Genomic DNA, 17,737 nt, shown 5'->3' with positions numbered 1-17,737 from the left:
ATGGCGTAATTCGGCGGGCTCCACCCGGCTGTTGCGCTCATGCTGGATTTATGGACGAACCGAATGTTGTTCGGCCGCACGAAGACAGAACCGGAAGGCTCCGAGACCTTTACGTGGCGATCGTGATGGCTGCAGGTCTGGTGGCCGGCGGCGGCATACTCGCCTGGTTCGGGTTGAACGATGTCAGCGAAGCCCTGTCGTTTGCGGGACGGATAACCGGCTTCTCCGCATTGGCCGCCGCCCTGGTGATGTTCGTTGCCGCGGTTGCCGCTTGTGACTACTTCGGCAAGCGGGGTTTCAGGGCGTCCGGAATTTTTGTTCTGGCTGCCGTCCTGCTTGTTCTGGTCGTCAACGCCGGACTTCTGGCGATGCAAATAGAGGGGCGCGAACTCACGAACTGGCTGATCGTGTGGGCTGCTCTTCTAATCTGGTCAGGCTGGGCACTGTGGAAGCTCCTGCGACACGAAAAAGTCTGGAAAGACATTCCGGCGCCCCGCGCGTTCGCCGTCGGAGCCCTGGCGACGACGTTTTTGGCGTTCAGTAACTTTGCATACTCGCAGATTTACCTGCCCTATTCCACCCCCATGCTCGTCTCGGTCACTGTGGATTTGGAAAAGCCTGTGGCGAACCATGCCACTGGTGGCACTGCTGTGCCGCTGCGTCTGACCTTGAAGAATGGCGGGAAGGTCTCCGCATACATCCCCCAGAGTATTTACGTGGTCCAGGGGCAGTACGAGGACACGAGTCAGGTGGCGAAATCCCGTAAGAGCTGGCTGTACGGCGCATCGAACGGTGTCCTCCGGGAGAACTTCCAGATCAGGGGTTCGACCGTGATCGAGAATGGCATGATCTTCTATCCCGGCACGGACACATGGTTGGACCCCGGAGAAACCCGGACGGTGGATCGCGTCATCCAGCTGCCAAAGGGCATCAAGTACCAGACCCTCATTGCTTATTCCGAAGCCATTCTGGTCAGAAAGGATCGAGTCTCTCTCGACACGCCAGACGTGCAAAAGTCCTGGGATGAATCATCACTCAAACACATCAGTGATGCCCCGGAATGGGTGAGGGGTGGCGCACCGCGTAGCGTCGATTTTCTGAAGTGGACCTTCCCGCTGCGTGAGGGAAGTTATCTGACTGCGGCGACAAGAAGGCGAAAACATCTCACCACGTGGTGGCTGCTGCAGTATCCGAACATTGCGGTGACCGTCTCCTCTTCAGAAGGAGGGGAGAATGTCAGGCCGAGTGCGGAGGATATGGGCACCCTTCTTGCGCGGTACGGGCTTGAAGCGATCGACAGCGGGTTCGCCGAGATGCCGATAGAGGCACTGACGAAGGGCCGGTGAGGCGCGGCGGGTCCCGTTAGACCCAGGTATCGAGCCACATACGTGAACGCCAGGAGTCGATGGGAATCGCCGTGCCCGTGTACAGCGGCCAGAAGTAGATGAAGTTCCAGACGATCAGCAGCACCAGGACGCCCGCACTCGACGCGCCGACCAGCCGTCGGGTGTCGCTGGAACCCGGCGGGCCGATGATCGCGCCGATCATCATCGCCACCGCGAGACAGAGGAACGGCACGAAGACGACGGCGTAGAAGAGGAAGATCGTGCGCTCCTGGTACATGAACCAGGGCAGGTAGCCGGCCGCGATGCCGCACGCGATGGCGCCGGCCCGCCAGTCGCGGCGGAACGCCCACCGCCACAGGATGTAGGCGATCGCGAAGCAGGCCGCCCACCACAGCAGCGGGGTGCCGATCGCGAGCACCTCGCGGGCGCACTTCTGGCCGGCGTCCGACGGGCAGCCGTCCACGCCCGGGGACGGCGACTCGTAGTAGTACGACACCGGGCGGCCCAGCACCAGCCACGACCACGGGTTCGACATGTACGTGTGCGGCGACGACAGGCCGACGTGGAACAGGTACACCTCGTGCTCGTAGTGCCACAGACTGCGCAGCCAGTCCGGCAGGAACGTCCAGTCGCCGCCCTTGCCGTCGGTGGCCGCCCAGTTGCGGAAGTAGCCGCCGGTGCCGTCGGTGGGGGACAGGATCCAGCCGATCCAGGACGTCAGGTAGACGGCGACGGCGATGGTGGACATGACCACCCATGAGGTGAGCGACTCGGCCACGAACATGCCGGAGAGACGGCGGTCGGCACCCGCCACCTTGCGAGCGCCGACGTCCCACAGGATGGTCATCACGATGAACGCGGCCAGGATGTACATGCCGTTCCACTTCGTGCCGATCGCCAGCCCCATCAGCACGGCCGCCGCCCAGCGCCAGGGGCGCAACCCCAGATGAGTGGTCCTCGCGATGTGCGCGTTCGGGCGGACCCGGCCGTCCGCGTCGACCGGGAGCGCGGCGGCCAGGCGCGCCCGCGCCCTGTCCCGGTCGATGACCAGGCAGCCGAACGCGGCCAGCACGAAGAACATCAGCACCCCGTCGAGCAGCGCGGTTCGGCTCATCACGAAGTGCAGTCCGTCCACCGCCATCAGCGCGCCCGCCAGGCAGCCCAGGAAGGTGGACCGGAACATCCGGCGCCCGATCCGGCACAGCAGCAGCACGCTCAGCGTGCCGAGCAGCGCCGTCATGAACCGCCAGCCGAACGGGTTGAAGCCGAAGACCAGCTCCCCGAGCCCGATGACGTACTTGCCGACCGGCGGGTGCACGACGTACGCCGCGTCCACCGGGATGCCGACGTGACCGGCCTTCTGCAGGATCAGGTCGTTGGCGTTCTTGTCCCAGTTGACCTCGAAACCGCGGTGGACGAGCGCCCACGCGTCCTTCGCGTAGTACGTCTCGTCGAATATCACCGCCTTGGGGCTGCCCAGGTTCCAGAACCGCAGCAGGCCCGCCATCAGCGTCACCAGGAGCGGACCGCCCCAGCCCGACCAGCGCGTGATCCGCTCCGCGAGTACCGGAGGCACCCCCAGGGCGAGCCACAGCCGGGAGCTGGGCTCCGTGTACGGCGGCACCAGGCGGTCGATGACATCGGCGCGCGCGCCGGATCCGGCGGCGCCTCTGTCGCCGGGGGTGTGCGCCGTGTGCGCCGGGCTTGCCGGGTAGCCGAACCGGCGCAGCCGCTGCTGCCACGTCGGCCGCTCGTCGAGCGCTGCCTGGCCCTGCCGGGTGTCCGTGGAGGACGCGGTACTGGTCACCGCGCCATCGTAGGGAACCGTTCTGTGTGAGTCCCGTGCAATGGGGCTTCGCGGTGGGTTCCTTTGCGTTCACCGCCCCGGGCGTCTGCCGTGGACGGTGCTGTCGGTGGCGGCTGGGAGGATGGAGGCGTGACTGGAACCCTTGTCCTCGCAGGCACCCCCATCGGCGACGTCGCGGACGCGCCGCCCCGGCTCGCCGCGGAGCTGACCGGCGCCGACGTGATCGCGGCCGAGGACACGCGGCGGCTGCGGTGGCTCACCCAGGCGCTGGGGGTGACGCCCAAGGGGCGCGTGGTGTCGTACTTCGAGGGCAACGAGGCCGCCCGCACACCGGAGCTGGTCGAGGAACTCGTCGGCGGCGCGCGCGTGCTGCTCGTGACCGACGCCGGGATGCCGTCCGTCTCCGACCCCGGCTACCGGCTGGTCGCGGCCGCCGTGGAGAAGGAGATCCGGGTCACGGCCGTGCCGGGGCCGTCCGCCGTGCTCACCGCGCTCGCGCTGTCCGGGCTGCCCGTCGACCGGTTCTGCTTCGAGGGGTTCCTGCCGCGCAAGGCGGGCGAGCGCCGCTCGCGCCTGGCGGAGGTCGCCGAGGAGCGCCGCACCCTCGTCTACTTCGAGGCCCCGCACCGCCTCGACGACACCCTCGCCGCCATGGCCGAGGTGTTCGGCGCCGAGCGGCGGGCCGCCGTCTGCCGTGAGCTGACCAAGACGTACGAGGAGGTGCGGCGCGGGCCGCTGGCCGAGCTGGCGGTGTGGGCCGCCGACGGGGTGCGCGGCGAGATCACCGTCGTCGTCGAGGGCGCGCCGGAGCGGGGGCCGGAGGAACTCGACGCGGCGGAACTGGTGCGGCGTGTGCGGGTGCGGGAGGAGGCCGGTGAGCGTCGCAAGGAGGCGATCGCGGCGGTGGCGGTGGAGGCGGGGATTCCCAAGCGGATCGTTTTCGACGCCGTGGTCGCAGCGAAGCGTGCTGATGGGTGAGGGCGGTCCGGGTAGCGCCGGGGTGGTTGCTCTTGTGTAGTCGTGTGCGGACCGGTGGGGGCTGGCCGCGCCGTTCCCCGCGCCCCTGACGGGGCGCCTCGGGGCCGGAGTTCCGAAGGGGCGCTCCTCGATCTCCGAGCGAGTCGCATCTCTCGCGAGCGTGCGCCCCTGACCTGCGGCGATGTGTCCTCTGAGCGGGGTGCTACTCCTCTGAGCGCGCGCCCCACGGGACGGTAAAGCAAGGGCGGGAAACGCAAAGCCCAGCCCTGTGCGGCGAGGCCGATTTGGCAAGCAGAATCCAAATCGCCTCCAACACTCGGCAGGCCTGTCGCATTCGCGTGGGTGAAGGCGTCCACTGGTCAGCAGGGACGCACCCGTCCCTCACCCTCATGGGATTCCGGGGGGAATCCCCGCGCCGGGGTGCGTGCTTGTCCAAGCGGACAAGAGGAGCTGGCATGAGTGAGTTCGCAGGGCAGACCGGCCTCCGCGGTACGGCCACAGCCGTCGTCCACGAGTCGTATTCCTTCGCCTGCATGCGATGCGGGCACGGCTGGGAGCAGTCGTACGAGATACAGCACCACACCGACGCCGACAACCACGAGTTCGTCAAGTACGTGGCGAACGGCCGGGTCGTCCCGTCACCGCTGAGCCGGCCCTCGTGCCAGAACTGCGACGGCCAGGTCCTGCGGATCATGCGCGCGGGGCAGGTCTCGTCGGTGCGGAACGCCGCGCAGCGGTCGCATCAGCCGTCGGCGCAGGACCGTTCTGGCGGGCAGGCCGGTGCGGAGACCGGGCCGGCCGAGGCGACGGAGACCTCCGCGGAGGTCAAGCAGCCGCACCACTGGCATCTGTCGGATCTCCTGCATCCCTTTCAGCGCAAGGCGAGCTGACCCGGGGGCGGGCACGGCCGGCATGCCCCTTTCGTAGGATCGGGGCATGCCTTCGAACGCCCCCGGTACGGCCTCCCGTACAGCCGACAAGAACGCGGCGCCGCCGCTCCCGGAGCCCCTCCGGGTGCCCGTCGCCGACTCCCACACCCACCTCGACATGCAGTCCGGCACGGTCGAGGAGGGCCTCGCGAAGGCCGCGTCGGTGGGGGTGACGACCGTCGTCCAGGTCGGCTGCGACATCAAGGGCTCGCGCTGGGCGGCCGACACCGCCGCCGCGCACGCGAACGTCCATGCGACCGTCGCGCTGCATCCCAACGAGGCGCCGCGCATCGTGCACGGCGACCCCGACGGCTGGTCCCGGCAAGGGGCCCGCGCGGGGGGCGGCGACGCCGCGCTCGACGAGGCGCTCGCCGAGATCGACTGGCTGGCCGGGCTGCCCCAGGTGAAGGGCGTCGGCGAGACCGGGCTCGACTACTTCCGGACCGGGCCCGAGGGCAAGGCCGCCCAGGAGCGCTCCTTCCGCGCCCACATCGAGATCGCCAAGCGGCACGGCAAGGCCCTCGTCATCCACGACCGCGACGCCCACGCCGACGTCCTGCGCGTCCTCAAGGAGGAGGGCGCCCCCGAGCGGACCGTGTTCCACTGCTACTCCGGGGATGCCGGGATGGCTGAGGAGTGCGCCCGCGAGGGCTACTTCATGTCCTTCGCCGGCAACGTCACCTTCAAGAACGCCCAGAACTTGCGGGACGCGGTGCTGGTGGCTCCCCTGGAACTGCTCCTCGTGGAGACCGACGCACCCTTCCTGACCCCGGCGCCGTACCGCGGACGGCCCAACGCCCCGTATCTCATTCCGGTCACGGTGCGCGCGATGGCCGCCGTGCGCGGCATCGACGAGGACGCGCTGGCGACAGCCCTGGGCGCGAACACGGCCCGCGCCTTCGACTACTGAGGGTATATCGATCATAACTGGCGCATAACGTTCGCGAGGGCGCACCTTCGATCTGCTCGCGACCGTGCGTAGTCGTGCCGCTTTGGAGAGTGACGACCGCTCCGCTAGGTTCTGGGGGCCCGATCCGGACCCCTCTGGCCCTCTGGAGCGTGTCGGCGTGAGCACATCGCAGTACGAGACGTCTGGGGCGTACGACCCCTACGGCGCGCCCGGAGTGCACGGCGCGCAGGAGGTGTACGGCGCGCACGACGCCGAGACGCTGGCATACGGGACGGCGTACGGGGGTGACACGTACCAGCCGGCGTACGAGATCTCGGCCCAGACGGCCCAGACGGCCCAGACGGCCCAGACGGCCCAGACGGCCGAGGCGACGCAGACGCATGTCGCTGAGCAGGAGTTGCCGCGGCAGGAGGAGCGCGGGGTCGAGGAGGAGGCGCGAGAGGTGGGTGCGCGTGCCGTGGCGGGGCGCCGCGCCGCGCGCCGGCGCAAGGCGCGGTACTCCCGGCGCCCCGAGTCCGCCGTACGCCGGCTGCTGCCGCAGGCGCTCGTCGTCGCGTTCCTCGCGGGCGGCACCACCGCGTTCCTCGCCAAGGACAAGGCGATCGAGCTGACCGTGGACGGCAGGCCGCGCACCCTGCACACGTTCGCGGACGACGTGACCGGCCTGCTGGCCGAGGAGGGCGTACCGGTCGGGGCGCACGACGTGGTCGCGCCCGCCCCCGGCACGGCCCTGGCCAGCGGCGACGAGGTCGCGGTGCGCTACGGCCGCCCCGTACGGCTCACGCTGGACGGCGAGCCGCGCGAGGTGTGGACGACGGCGCGCACGGTGGACGGGGCGCTCAGGCAGCTCGGGGTGCGTGCCGAGGGCGCTTACCTGTCCGCCTCGCGCTCCCAGAACATCGGACGCGCCGGGCTCGCGCTCGACGTCCGCACCGAGCGCACGGTCACGATCCTGGCGGACGGCCGGACCCGGACCATCCGCACCAACGCCGCGACCGTCGGCGAGGCCGTCGAGGAGGCCGGGATCACCCTGCACGGCCAGGACACCACCTCCGTGTCCCAGGCCGGCTTCCCGCGCGACGGGCAGACGGTGACCGTGCTGCGCGTCACGGGCAGCAAGGAGGTGCGCGAGGAGACCATCCCGTTCCAGGTGCGGCGGACGGCGGACCCGACGCTGTTCAAGGGCACCGAGGTGGTGGAGCGGGCCGGGCGGCCGGGGCTGCGCCGTGTGACATTTTACTTGCGCTCCGTCAACGGAGTCCGGCAGAAGCCGCGCCGCGAGACGTCCGAGGTGGTCCGGGAGGCGCGCACCCAGCTGGTCAAGGTGGGGACCAAGCCGCACCCCGACTCCGTGGCGGGCACCGAGGGCCTGAACTGGCACGGTCTCGCCGCCTGCGAGTCCGGCGGCCGCGCGCACGCGGTGGACCCTTCCGGGACGTACGGCGGGCTGTACCAGTTCGACACCCACACCTGGCACAGCCTCGGCGGCAACGGGCGCCCGCAGGACGCCTCGGCCGAGGAGCAGACGTTCCGCGCGAAGAAGCTCTACGTGAGCCGCGGCTCCACGCCCTGGCCGCACTGCGGGGCGCGGCTGCACAAGTGACCGGCGGAAGCGGCCGCACGGGCGACCGGCCGGAGGCGTCCCCGGTGGCCCGTACCCTTGTCCCGTGAGCAGCCCCAACCCCGACGCCCTCCTCGGCCCCGCCGACATCCGTGAGCTGGCGGCAGCGCTCGGTGTCCGCCCCACCAAGCAGCGCGGCCAGAACTTCGTGATCGACGCCAACACGGTCCGCCGTATCGTCCGCACCGCCGAGGTCCGCCCGGACGACGTCGTTGTGGAGGTCGGCCCGGGGCTCGGGTCCCTCACGCTCGCGCTCCTGGAGGTCGCCGACCGGGTCACCGCCGTCGAGATCGACGACGTCCTCGCCGGCGCCCTGCCCGCGACGATCACGGCGCGCATGCCGGGGCGCGCGGACCGCTTCGCGCTGGTCCACTCCGACGCGATGCACGTCACCGAGCTGCCAGGACCGCCGCCGACCGCACTCGTCGCGAACCTCCCCTACAACGTCGCCGTCCCCGTCCTCCTGCACATGCTCGAGACCTTCCCGAGCATCGAGCGGACGCTGGTGATGGTGCAGTCCGAGGTCGCCGACCGGCTCGCCGCCGGACCCGGCAACAAGGTGTACGGCGTGCCGTCCGTCAAGGCCAACTGGTACGCCGAGGTGAGGCGCGCCGGTGCCATCGGGCGCAACGTCTTCTGGCCCGCCCCGAACGTCGACAGCGGGCTCGTCTCCCTCGTCCGGCGCGCGGAACCGCTGAAGACGACGGCCTCCAGGCGCGAGGTCTTCGCGGTCGTCGACGCGGCGTTCGCGCAGCGGCGCAAGACCCTGCGGGCGGCGCTCGCGGGGTGGGCCGGGTCCGCGGCGGCCGCCGAGGCGGCGCTGGTCGCCGCCGGGGTCTCGCCGCAGGCCCGCGGCGAGGCGCTGACCGTGGAAGAGTTCGCGAGGATCGCCGAACACAAGGAGTCCGGTAAGTGAGCGTCACGGTACGCGTCCCCGCCAAGGTCAACGTCCAGCTCGCGGTGGGCGCCGCGCGCCCCGACGGCTTCCACGACCTGGCCAACGTCTTCCTCGCCGTCGGCCTCTACGACGAGGTCACGGTCACGCCCGCCGACGAGCTGACCGTCACCTGCGAGGGCCCGGACGCCGCCGAGGTCCCCCTCGACCGCACCAACCTCGCGGCCCGCGCCGCGCTCGCGCTCGCCGAGCGCCGGGGCATCGAACCGGCCGTGCACATCCACATCGCCAAGGACATCCCGGTCGCCGGCGGCATGGCCGGGGGGAGCGCGGACGGGGCGGGCGCGCTGCTCGCCTGCAACGAGCTCTGGCGCACGGGCGCCTCCCGCGCCGAACTCCTCGCCATCTGCGCCGACCTGGGCAGCGACGTGCCCTTCAGCCTGGTCGGCGGGGCGGCTCTCGGTATCGGGCGGGGCGAGCAGCTGACCGTGCTGGAGACCGGCGGCACCTTCCACTGGGTGTTCGCGATGGCCGAGCGGGGGCTGTCGACGCCGGCGGTCTTCCGCGAGTTCGACCGGCTGGCGCAGGGGCGGGACATCCCGGAGCCGGTGGCTTCGGCGGAGCTGCTGCAGGCGCTGGCGAAGGGGGACGCGGACGCGCTGGCCGCCGCCGTCTCCAACGACCTCCAGCCCGCGGCCCTGTCGCTCTTCCCGGAGCTCGCCGACACGCTGGACGCGGGGCGCGGGGCCGGAGCGCTCGCCGCGCTCGTCTCGGGCTCGGGGCCCACGACGGCCTTCCTCGCGCGCGATCCGCAGGCGGCCACGAAGATCGCCGACGCCCTGCGGGCCTCCGGCACCTGCCGTACGGTGCGCACGGCGACGGCCCCCGCGCCGGGCGCCACGGTGACCCGTCCCGCCACCGCGCGGTAATACCGTGCCCCGTCCCGCCACCGCACCGTAATAGGGCTGCGCCGCCGGCGAGGTCGCTCTAGGCTCCGCTCCCTCGGCCGCTTCGGACGCGGGCGGGGGAGGGGGAACGCAGGCATGGGCACGGGGGACGCGGACCGGCTCGTCGCGGCCGTACGGCGCGGGGACGCCGCACAGGTCGGGGAACTTCTGGACGCCGGCGCCGATCCGGACGCCCCCGACGGGAGCAGCGGTCTGCCGGTGCTGTGCCGGGCGATCTCGGCCAACGACCAGCCGGTCGCCGAGGCCCTGGTGCAGGCCGGAGCCGACCCGCTGCGGAGGCTGCCCGACGGCACCACCCCGCTGCTGCGGGCGATGGACCACGGATCACCAGGCCTGGCCTGGGCCGTCTTCCCCGAGGTGGCCCTCTACCCCGGGCCGGTGCGCGAGGAACTGCTGGACCGCGCCCGCCGTCTGGCGGTGATCGACCCGGAGGCCGAACTGCGGCGCCGTACCGGCCTGCCGGGCCCGGTCGGCCGGGCCCGGCAGCAGGACGAGAGCGGCTGCTGGCACGAACGGCTCACCCTCGGCGGGCTGACGCTGGGCGACGGGCACGCGGCCTTCCTCACCGCCCTGGAGGCGAGGCTCCGGCTGCGCACGCCCTTCGCCGAACTGCTCGCGCGCGCCCTGACCCGCCCGGACCGCGACCACGAGGTGTGGGCGGCATCGATGCTGGCGCTGGGCGCGCGGCTGGACGACGAGACCTGGGCCGAGGCCACCCGGCTCGGCCGCGACCCCGATCCGCTGCTCCGGCTCTTCGCCGCGGACGTGCTGCTGAGCACGATCATCGCGGACGCCCAGCGCCGCGAGCCCACCCTTCAGGACCGGGCCCTCGCCTTCCTTCCCTGGGCCGAGGGGGAGCGGGACACGGACGTGCTCGCCGTCCTGCTCAACGGGTTGACGTGGCGCAGCGGCCCCGGGACCGACGCGCTCGGCCAGGCGTGCCTCGCGCACTCCGATCCCCGGATCCGCGGCCTGGTGCCCGAGCTGCTGGACTGCGACGAGGACGGGCTGCGCCCGGAGGGCCTGGCCGCCGTTCTCGCCCTGGCCCGCGATCCGGACCCCGGCGTACGCGAGCAGACCTGCTTCTGGCTGTGGCACTACAAAGGCCCCGGGCCGGCGATCGGGGACGTGCTGGTGGAACTCACGCACGACGAGCGGCAGCGCACGCGCGCGTACGCGGTCGCGGCGCTCGCTCTCCGCGACGACCCGCGCTGCGTGGCGGCCGAGCACCGTATCGGACCCCTGGAGCCCGGCATGGACGCCGACTCGTTGCCGCTGACCGCGGTCTGGTGGTACCAGCGGCGCCAGAAGGAGCAGAAGGACCAGGGCTGACCTCCGACTACCCTGGATGGGCGATCCATCCCCCGTGCGCAGGAGTGAAATGGCCGTCAACCTGGTCAATGTCGAGAACGTCAGCAAGGTCTACGGCACCCGTGCCCTGCTGGACGGCGTCTCGCTCGGCGTGTCGGAGGGCGACCGCATCGGCGTGGTGGGCCGCAACGGCGACGGCAAGACCACTCTCATCCGGATGCTCGCCAAACTGGAGGAGGCCGACACCGGGCGCGTCACGCACTCCGGCGGACTGCGCATCGGCGTCCTCACCCAGCACGACTCCCTCGACCCGGCGGCCACCGTCCGGCACGAGGTCATCGGCGACATGGCCGACCACGAGTGGGCCGGCAACGCCAAGGTCCGCGACGTCCTCACCGGCCTCTTCGGCGGCCTGGACCTGCCCGGCTTCCCCAAGGGCCTGGACACCGTCATCGGGCCGCTGTCCGGTGGCGAGCGGCGTCGTATCGCGCTCGCCAAGCTGCTCATCGAGGAGCAGGACCTCCTCGTCCTCGACGAGCCGACCAACCACCTCGACGTCGAGGGCATCGCCTGGCTCGCCCGGCACCTGCGCGAGCGCCGCTCGGCGCTCGTCTGCGTCACCCACGACCGGTGGTTCCTCGACCAGGTCTGCACCCGCATGTGGGACGTGCAGCGCGGCGCCGTCTACGAGTACGAGGGCGGCTACTCCGACTACGTCTTCGCCCGTGCGGAGCGCGAGCGGATCGCGGCCACCGAGGAGACCAAGCGGCAGAACCTGGTCCGCAAGGAGCTCGCCTGGCTGCGCCGCGGCGCGCCCGCCCGTACCTCCAAGCCGCGCTTCCGGGTCGAGGCCGCCAACGAGCTGATCGCCGACGTGCCGCCGCCGCGCGACAGCTCCGAGCTGATGAAGTTCGCCTCCACCCGGCTCGGCAAGACCGTGTTCGACCTGGAGGACGTGACCGTCCAGGCCGGCCCCAAGGTGCTGCTCAAGCACGTCACCTGGCAGCTCGGCCCCGGCGACCGCATCGGCCTGGTCGGCGTCAACGGCGCCGGCAAGACCTCGCTGCTGCGCGCCATGGCCGAGGCCGCGCGCACGGAGGGCGAGGCGCAGCCGGCGGGCGGCCGGGTCGCCGTCGGCAGGACCGTGAAGCTCGCCTACCTCTCCCAGGAGGTCGCCGAACTGAACCCGAACACGCGGGTCCTGGAGGCGGTCCAGCAGGTACGCGAGCGCGTCGACCTCGGCAAGGGGCGGGAGATGACCGCCGGGCAGCTGTGCGAGACGTTCGGCTTCAACAAGGAGAAGCAGTGGACACCGGTCGGCGACCTGTCCGGCGGTGAGCGCCGCCGCCTCCAGCTCCTCCGCCTCCTCATGGACGAGCCGAACGTCCTCTTCCTCGACGAGCCCACCAACGACCTCGACATCGAGACCCTCACCCAGCTGGAGGACGTCCTCGACGGCTGGCCCGGCTCGATGATCGTGATCTCCCACGACCGGTTCTTCGTCGAGCGGACCACCGACCGGGTCTTCGCCCTCCTCGGCGACGCCACGCTGCGGATGCTGCCGCGCGGCATCGACGAGTACCTGGAGCGCCGGCAGCGCATGGAGGAGGCGGTCGCCGCCACGGCCACCGCCACCGCCGCGGCCGCCAAGCCCGCCACGGCCGAGCGCAGCGCCGCCGACCAGCGCGCCGCCAAGAAGGAACTCCAGAAGATCGAACGGCAGTTGGACCGCATCTCCGAGAAGGAGACCAAGCTGCACGACCAGATCGCCGCGAACGCCACGGACTTCGCGAAGGTCGCCGAACTCGACGCGCAGCTCCGGGACCTGTCCGGAGAGCGGGAGGAACTGGAGATGCGCTGGCTGGAGTTGGCGGAGGACGCGTAACGGGCGCACCCACCGGCGTGAATCAGCCCTCTTCGGGCCCGCGCGCAACCCCCTTGCGCGGGCCCGGTGAAGGGGGCGTGAAGGCGCGTAACGGTGGCATCACGGGGCGGTTCTCCCTTGGGAACAGCGGCAGATGCGCGCCCGTGGGCTGTCGGTGCCGGGTGGTAGAAAGGTCAGTCTGAGAACTGCCTGAGTGCGACCGCGGGTCCGTCACCCGGCTCAGGCGTGGCTCAAAATCAGTGAACGAGGGGGAAGAACGCTGATGACCCAGCCGCCCGGCCAGCCGCCGCAGGGCGCTTTCGGAGCGCCGCAGGACCAGCCGTCGCCGGGCGGCGGATTCGGCGCCCCGCAACAGCCGCCCGCGCAGGGCGGTTTCGGTGCGCCCCAGGGCATGCCCCCGCTCCCTCCCCAGCCGCCCCACCAGCCCCAGCCCGGCTACGGCTACCCGCAGCAGCCCGCCCCCGGCCCCTACGGCGCGCCGGGCCCGTACGGGCCGCAGCCCGGGTACGGCTACCCCCAGCAGCAGCCGCAGTACCCCGGCGGGCCGGGGATGCCCCCGCCTCCCGGCGGCGGAGGCGGCGGCCCGTTCAAGGGCAGGCCCGCGTTGATCGTCGCGGCCGCGGTGGCGGGGCTGCTGGTCGTCGGCGGCACGGTGTACGCCCTGACCGGCAGCGGGGACGACGGCAGGAAGCCGGTCGCTCAGCAGTCCGACGATCCGAAGTCCTCGGGCACCCCGGTCGACCCCGGTGACGGCAGCGGCGCCGGCGGTGCGGACCCGGAGAACCTCAACGCGGGCCGCAAGTCCGGTGAGGCCAAGGTGCTCTGGTACAAGTCGGCACCCGACGCGCCCGCCTCCGGCGCCGACGCGCCCGGCATGTGGATCACCGGGAAGACGGCGGTGAAGGCGGCGTACAAGCAGGTCTTCGCCTACCGGGTGGGCAACGGCGACCCGGCCTGGGCCCCGATCACGTTCCCGCAGAAGATCTGCGCGGTCACCTCGCAGAAGTCCGCGGACGACAAGGTCGTCGTGGCCTACATGAACGGCACCAGCGACCGCGCCAAGTGCAACCAGCTGCAGGAGATCGACCTCGACACGGGCAAGAAGGGCTGGACCGCGGCCGTCGCCGACGGCGGGCTGTTCGACAGCGCACTCAGCATCGAGCTGACGATCAGCGGAAAGACGCTGATGGTGGGCCGTTCCCAGTCCGGCACGGCGTACGACCTCGGCAGTGGCGACAAGTTGTACGACAAGAAGGAGTACGGCGCGTCCTGCTTCCCGACGGCGTTCGCGGGCGGCACGGACCGGCTGGTCGAGGTCGCGTCCTGCGGCGCCGGCGGCAGCGCCGAGCACGACGAGATCTCGCAGCTCGACCCGGCCACCGGCCGGGTCGAGTGGACGCAGCCGGTGAAGAAGGGCTGGTCGGTCGAGCGGACCTACTCCGTCGACCCGCTCGTGGTCTACATGACCAACGAGGAGAAGAAGGCCTGGAACATCTCGGTCCTGGACGGCAAGGGCGCGTTCCGTTCCGAGGTCAAGGTCGACGAGAAGTTCGCGCCCCAGTGCGGCTGGGCGCTCCTCGCCCGTGACCTGCAGGGCTGCCAGGGCGTGGCCGCCGACGCGAACACCCTCTACCTGCCGACGGACGTGAGCGGCAGCGCCAACGAGATCGTCGCGATCAGCCTCACCGACGGCACGGCGAAGTGGCGGGTGAAGTCCCCGACGGACGAGTCGATGTACCCGGTCGAGGTCGAGGGCGGCAAACTCGTCGCCTACGTACGGCCGTCGTACGACGCGGGCGGCCAGGTCGTGTCGATCCCGACCACCGGCTCCGCCCACCCCACCACCAGACTGCTGCAGAACCCGCAGCACACCGCCGACATCGAGGGCGGCTTCTACGACGGTGCGGTCGACTGGGTCGACGGCCGCTTCTACCTCTCCTCCACGCGGCTGACCGGCAGCGACGACGCGAAGGAGAAGCTGATGATGGCCTTCGGCAACTGAGCGGGGCCCCGCCCCGAGCCGTCCCGCAGTCCACGCCGTCCCAGCCGTCTCACGCGCCGTCCCCCGAGGTATTTCCGCCATGACCCAGCCGCCCCCGCCGCCCAACCAGCCTCCGCAGCAGCCCGGTTACGGCGCCCCTCAGCCCCAGCCGGGTTACGGCTACCCGCAGCAGCCGCCGGCTCCCCAGCCGGGCTACGGCTACCCGCAGCAGCCCCCGAACCCGTACGCCCAGCAGCCCGGCTACGGCTACCCGAACCAGCCGCCCCAGCCCGGCTACGGCTACCCGGGCGGCCAGCCGGGCCAACCGGGCGGCCCCGCTCCCGGCCCAGGCCGCAACAACGCCGCGCTGCTCATCGTCGTCGCCGCGGTCGTCGCCATCGCACTGATCGTCGGCGGCGGCATCTGGTACGCCAAGTCCTCCGGCGGAGACGGCAAGAAGGACGACACGGCGCACTCCAGCGGCGGCGGCACCGGCGGCCAGGACGCGAACGGCGGCAAGAACGGCAAGGGGACCGAGAAGGTGCCCGCGGACACCACCTCCAAGGTCCTCTTCCAGGTCCCGCTGCCCACGGCGAAGGACACCACCGTCACCGCCGGCTCCTGGCTCACCGACAAGGTGTACGCGAAGAGCGGCATCGCCCAGATCACCGGCTACGACCCCGACTCGGGCGCGAAGCTGTGGACGGTCCCGCTCTCCGGCCCGGTCTGCCGCGCCACCGGGCACGTCAGCGCCGACGGCCGGACCGCGGTCGTCTTCCAGCCGAAGATGCCGGCAAAGGGCTCCACGGCCGGCTGCACCCGGGTCGCCGCGATCGACCTGAACACCGGTAAGAAGCTCTGGACCCAGACGATCAAGTCCGGTGATGTCCCGGTCAACTTCGACAACGTGACGGTCGCTCAGCAGACGGTCGCGGTCGGCGGCTCCAGCGGTGGCGCCGCCTTCGACCTCGCCTCCGGCAAGGTCCGCTGGCAGCCGAAGGCGGGCGACAGCTGCTACGACGCCGGCTACGGCGGCGGCGCCAAGCTGGTCGCGGTCCGCAGGTGCGGCAGCGGTGACGCCGGCCAGCTGCACATCCAGACCCTCGACCCGGCCTCCGGCAAGGTGCTCTCCGAGTACAGGATGACCTCGGGCATCGACTACGCCAGCGTCGTGTCGACCGATCCGCTGGTGGTGGCCGCCGACGTCAACGACAGCGCCGGCGACGGCAGCGGCTTCTCGGACGTCTTCTCCATCGACAACAGGACCGGCGCACTGCGCACTCGTATCTCCACGCCGGGCAGCTCCTACGCGGCCCGCTGCGACGGCATCTACGAACTGGAGAAGTGCACGGGAGTGGTGGTCGGCAACGACAGGCTGTACCTGGCGACCGAGCGGCACGACGGCGACGGGGACTACACGAAGACCAACGAGATCGTCGCCTTCGACCTGGGCACCGGCAAGCAGACCGGCCAGCGCGCCGACGCCGGGGACAACTACACGATCACGCCCCTGCGCATGGACGGCCCCGATGTGATCGCGTACAAGAACGCGCCGTACGACAAGGGCGCTCAGGTCGTCAGCATCGACGGCGGTTCGTTCAAGGAGACCAGGCTGCTGGAGAACCCGGTGACCACGGCGGTCAAGGCCGTGGAGACCACCATGTCGCCCGACTACGCCGAGGTCCGCTACTCCCAGGGGCACCTCTACCTGTCCGCCGCGTACGCCCACGCCCCCACGTCCTCGTCGTCGGCCAAGGAGTACCTGGTCACCGCGTTCGGTGCGGGTGGCTGATACGCGCTCTTCACCCGCGAATACGAGAAAACCCAGAGATTCCTCCGATCCGGGGCACTTCTCATCAGTAGGGGCAGCGCAACGTCGAACAAGCGTGTAGCTTCCGGGGGCATGAAGGACGGGGTGCCGGGGGGCCCTCTGTCCATGCGGACCAGTGGGCATCCATAGTGGGGCATCCATTGGGGGGACTGGGGGGTTGCTCTATGGGAGTGCGGCTCATGGTGGTCGACGACCACCGGTTGCTCGCGGAGGCGCTGGCCTCGGCGCTGAAACTGCGCGGCCACCGGGTGCTCGCGGCGGCGGCACCGGCGGCGGGCGCGGCCGAGCTGGTGATCACACGGGCACCCGAGGTGTGCCTGCTCGGTACCGCGACACCGGCCGAGCCGGGGATCTTCGACCCGGTGGTGAAGATCAAGCGGGAGCGTCCGCAGGTCGCCGTCCTGGTCCTGGGCCCGGTGCCCTCTCCGCGGGGCATCGCGGCGGCCTTCGCCGCGGGCGCCTCCGGGTACGTACGGCACGACGAGCGGATAGAGGGCGTCGAGCGGGCGATCATGAAGGCGCGGGCCGGGGAGGCCGCCGTGGCACCCGCCCTGCTCCAGGGCGCCTTCGGCGAACTCCTCAACCCGGCGGCCCAGCCCGACGACGAGGGCCAGCGCCTCCTCCAGATGCTCACCCCGAGGGAGGTGGAGGTCCTGGTACGGGTGGCGGACGGCGAGGACACCCGCCTGATCGCCGCGGGTATGGGCATCGCCCCGAGCACGGCCCGGACGCATGTGCAGAGGGTGCTCATGAAGCTGGGGGTGGGGTCGCGCTTGGAGGCGGCGGCCTTGGCCGCGCGTACCGGGCTACTGGATCGAGCGGGACCTCTGAACGGCGGCACAGAAGCGCCCCTTTAGGGGCGCGGGGCTGTATCAATTTGCGGCTCCGCCGCGCGGGCGCGACCAGCCCCCACGCCCCTGCGGCCAAAACACAACCGAATCAGTCATCGGCCTCTTCCGCCGGAGGCACCGGCCGCAGCCACAGCCACACCAGAAAGAACACCCCCAGCAACAACATCCCGATCCCGGTCCACAGGTTGATGTTGATCCCCTGTGCCCTGTCGATCTCGGCCTGCGAGTCCGTGATCCCGGTGATCGTGACGATGATCCCGTACAGCACGAACAGCCCCCCGATGATCCGCCGCAGATCGAAGATCCGCGCGGCGGTCGTGGACCGCCCCTCCAGCTCGGTGACTTCGCGCTGGACGTCCTGCTCGGAGTAGTGGAATCCGGACTGCCCGGAGTCGTCGGTCATGGTCTCTCCATCCTCCCGCGA

The 17,737-nt window shown here is 71.1% G+C and carries 14 protein-coding genes; 12 read left to right on the top strand and 2 right to left on the bottom strand.

What is annotated here, in order from left to right:
• Positions 1-50 precede the first annotated feature (50 nt).
• The gene (locus ABT137_RS20295) at positions 51-1,346 is read left to right on the top strand and encodes a hypothetical protein (RefSeq protein WP_351710704.1); all 1,296 of its coding nucleotides are present in this window, start codon (positions 51-53) and stop codon (positions 1,344-1,346) included.
• Between the two features lie 16 nt (positions 1,347-1,362).
• Here the strand turns inward: ABT137_RS20295 and ABT137_RS20290 are convergent, their stop codons facing one another.
• Positions 1,363-3,153: a dolichyl-phosphate-mannose--protein mannosyltransferase gene (locus ABT137_RS20290; protein WP_351710702.1), complete on the bottom strand. Its 1,791-nt coding sequence runs from the start codon at positions 3,151-3,153 to the stop codon at positions 1,363-1,365.
• 129 nt (positions 3,154-3,282) lie between these two features.
• Here ABT137_RS20290 and rsmI point away from each other — a divergent pair, with 129 nt between their 5' ends.
• From rsmI to ABT137_RS20235, 11 genes are all read left to right on the top strand, one after another.
• A complete protein-coding gene (gene rsmI / locus ABT137_RS20285) occupies positions 3,283-4,131 on the top strand; it encodes a 16S rRNA (cytidine(1402)-2'-O)-methyltransferase (RefSeq protein ID WP_351710700.1) in 849 nt (282 codons plus the stop codon).
• A gap of 455 nt (positions 4,132-4,586) precedes the next feature.
• Positions 4,587-5,021 carry a hypothetical protein gene (locus tag ABT137_RS20280; RefSeq protein WP_351710698.1) on the top strand — a complete coding sequence of 145 codons (435 nt, stop codon included), beginning with the start codon at positions 4,587-4,589 and terminating at the stop codon, positions 5,019-5,021.
• A gap of 46 nt (positions 5,022-5,067) precedes the next feature.
• On the top strand, positions 5,068-5,970 hold the full coding sequence (locus ABT137_RS20275) for a TatD family hydrolase (RefSeq protein WP_351710696.1): 903 nt from the start codon (positions 5,068-5,070) through the stop codon (positions 5,968-5,970).
• Between the two features lie 157 nt (positions 5,971-6,127).
• A complete protein-coding gene (locus tag ABT137_RS20270) occupies positions 6,128-7,573 on the top strand; it encodes a resuscitation-promoting factor (protein ID WP_351710694.1) in 1,446 nt (481 codons plus the stop codon).
• A 64-nt stretch (positions 7,574-7,637) separates the two neighbouring features.
• Positions 7,638-8,507, top strand: coding sequence for a 16S rRNA (adenine(1518)-N(6)/adenine(1519)-N(6))-dimethyltransferase RsmA (gene rsmA, locus ABT137_RS20265; RefSeq protein ID WP_351710692.1), 870 nt, complete (start codon positions 7,638-7,640; stop codon positions 8,505-8,507).
• A complete protein-coding gene (locus ABT137_RS20260; RefSeq protein ID WP_351710690.1) occupies positions 8,504-9,415 on the top strand; it encodes a 4-(cytidine 5'-diphospho)-2-C-methyl-D-erythritol kinase in 912 nt (303 codons plus the stop codon). The genes rsmA and ABT137_RS20260 overlap by 4 nt, the downstream gene beginning before the upstream one ends.
• Positions 9,416-9,529: 114 nt before the next feature.
• The gene (locus tag ABT137_RS20255; RefSeq protein ID WP_351710688.1) at positions 9,530-10,786 is read left to right on the top strand and encodes an ankyrin repeat domain-containing protein; all 1,257 of its coding nucleotides are present in this window, start codon (positions 9,530-9,532) and stop codon (positions 10,784-10,786) included.
• Between the two features lie 49 nt (positions 10,787-10,835).
• A complete protein-coding gene (locus tag ABT137_RS20250) occupies positions 10,836-12,650 on the top strand; it encodes an ABC-F family ATP-binding cassette domain-containing protein (protein ID WP_351710686.1) in 1,815 nt (604 codons plus the stop codon).
• Between the two features lie 262 nt (positions 12,651-12,912).
• Positions 12,913-14,652, top strand: coding sequence for an outer membrane protein assembly factor BamB family protein (locus ABT137_RS20245; protein ID WP_351710684.1), 1,740 nt, complete (start codon positions 12,913-12,915; stop codon positions 14,650-14,652).
• Positions 14,653-14,731: 79 nt separating this feature from the next.
• Positions 14,732-16,423, top strand: coding sequence for an outer membrane protein assembly factor BamB family protein (locus ABT137_RS20240; protein WP_351710682.1), 1,692 nt, complete (start codon positions 14,732-14,734; stop codon positions 16,421-16,423).
• Between the two features lie 203 nt (positions 16,424-16,626).
• The gene (locus ABT137_RS20235; RefSeq protein WP_351488141.1) at positions 16,627-17,319 is read left to right on the top strand and encodes a helix-turn-helix transcriptional regulator; all 693 of its coding nucleotides are present in this window, start codon (positions 16,627-16,629) and stop codon (positions 17,317-17,319) included.
• A gap of 82 nt (positions 17,320-17,401) precedes the next feature.
• On the opposite strand, the gene ABT137_RS20230 is transcribed toward ABT137_RS20235, so the two are convergent.
• On the bottom strand, positions 17,402-17,716 hold the full coding sequence (locus ABT137_RS20230) for a hypothetical protein (protein WP_351710680.1): 315 nt from the start codon (positions 17,714-17,716) through the stop codon (positions 17,402-17,404).
• Between the last annotated feature and the right edge of the window lie 21 nt (positions 17,717-17,737).

Origin of the sequence: Streptomyces sp. NPDC001980, assembly GCF_040296885.1 — a bacterium.
Taxonomy (GTDB): domain Bacteria; phylum Actinomycetota; class Actinomycetes; order Streptomycetales; family Streptomycetaceae; genus Streptomyces.
This window is presented reverse-complemented; position numbering and strand designations above follow the sequence as displayed.

Coding starts and splice junctions, on each gene's coding strand:
- ABT137_RS20295 (WP_351710704.1), top strand. CDS start 51: ATGGACGAACCGAATGTTGTTCGGCCGCACGAAGACAGAACCGGAAGG.
- ABT137_RS20280 (WP_351710698.1), top strand. CDS start 4,587: ATGAGTGAGTTCGCAGGGCAGACCGGCCTCCGCGGTACGGCCACAGCC.
- ABT137_RS20275 (WP_351710696.1), top strand. CDS start 5,068: ATGCCTTCGAACGCCCCCGGTACGGCCTCCCGTACAGCCGACAAGAAC.
- ABT137_RS20255 (WP_351710688.1), top strand. CDS start 9,530: ATGGGCACGGGGGACGCGGACCGGCTCGTCGCGGCCGTACGGCGCGGG.
- ABT137_RS20250 (WP_351710686.1), top strand. CDS start 10,836: ATGGCCGTCAACCTGGTCAATGTCGAGAACGTCAGCAAGGTCTACGGC.
- ABT137_RS20245 (WP_351710684.1), top strand. CDS start 12,913: ATGACCCAGCCGCCCGGCCAGCCGCCGCAGGGCGCTTTCGGAGCGCCG.
- ABT137_RS20240 (WP_351710682.1), top strand. CDS start 14,732: ATGACCCAGCCGCCCCCGCCGCCCAACCAGCCTCCGCAGCAGCCCGGT.
- ABT137_RS20235 (WP_351488141.1), top strand. CDS start 16,627: ATGGGAGTGCGGCTCATGGTGGTCGACGACCACCGGTTGCTCGCGGAG.
- ABT137_RS20230 (WP_351710680.1), bottom strand. CDS start 17,716: ATGACCGACGACTCCGGGCAGTCCGGATTCCACTACTCCGAGCAGGAC.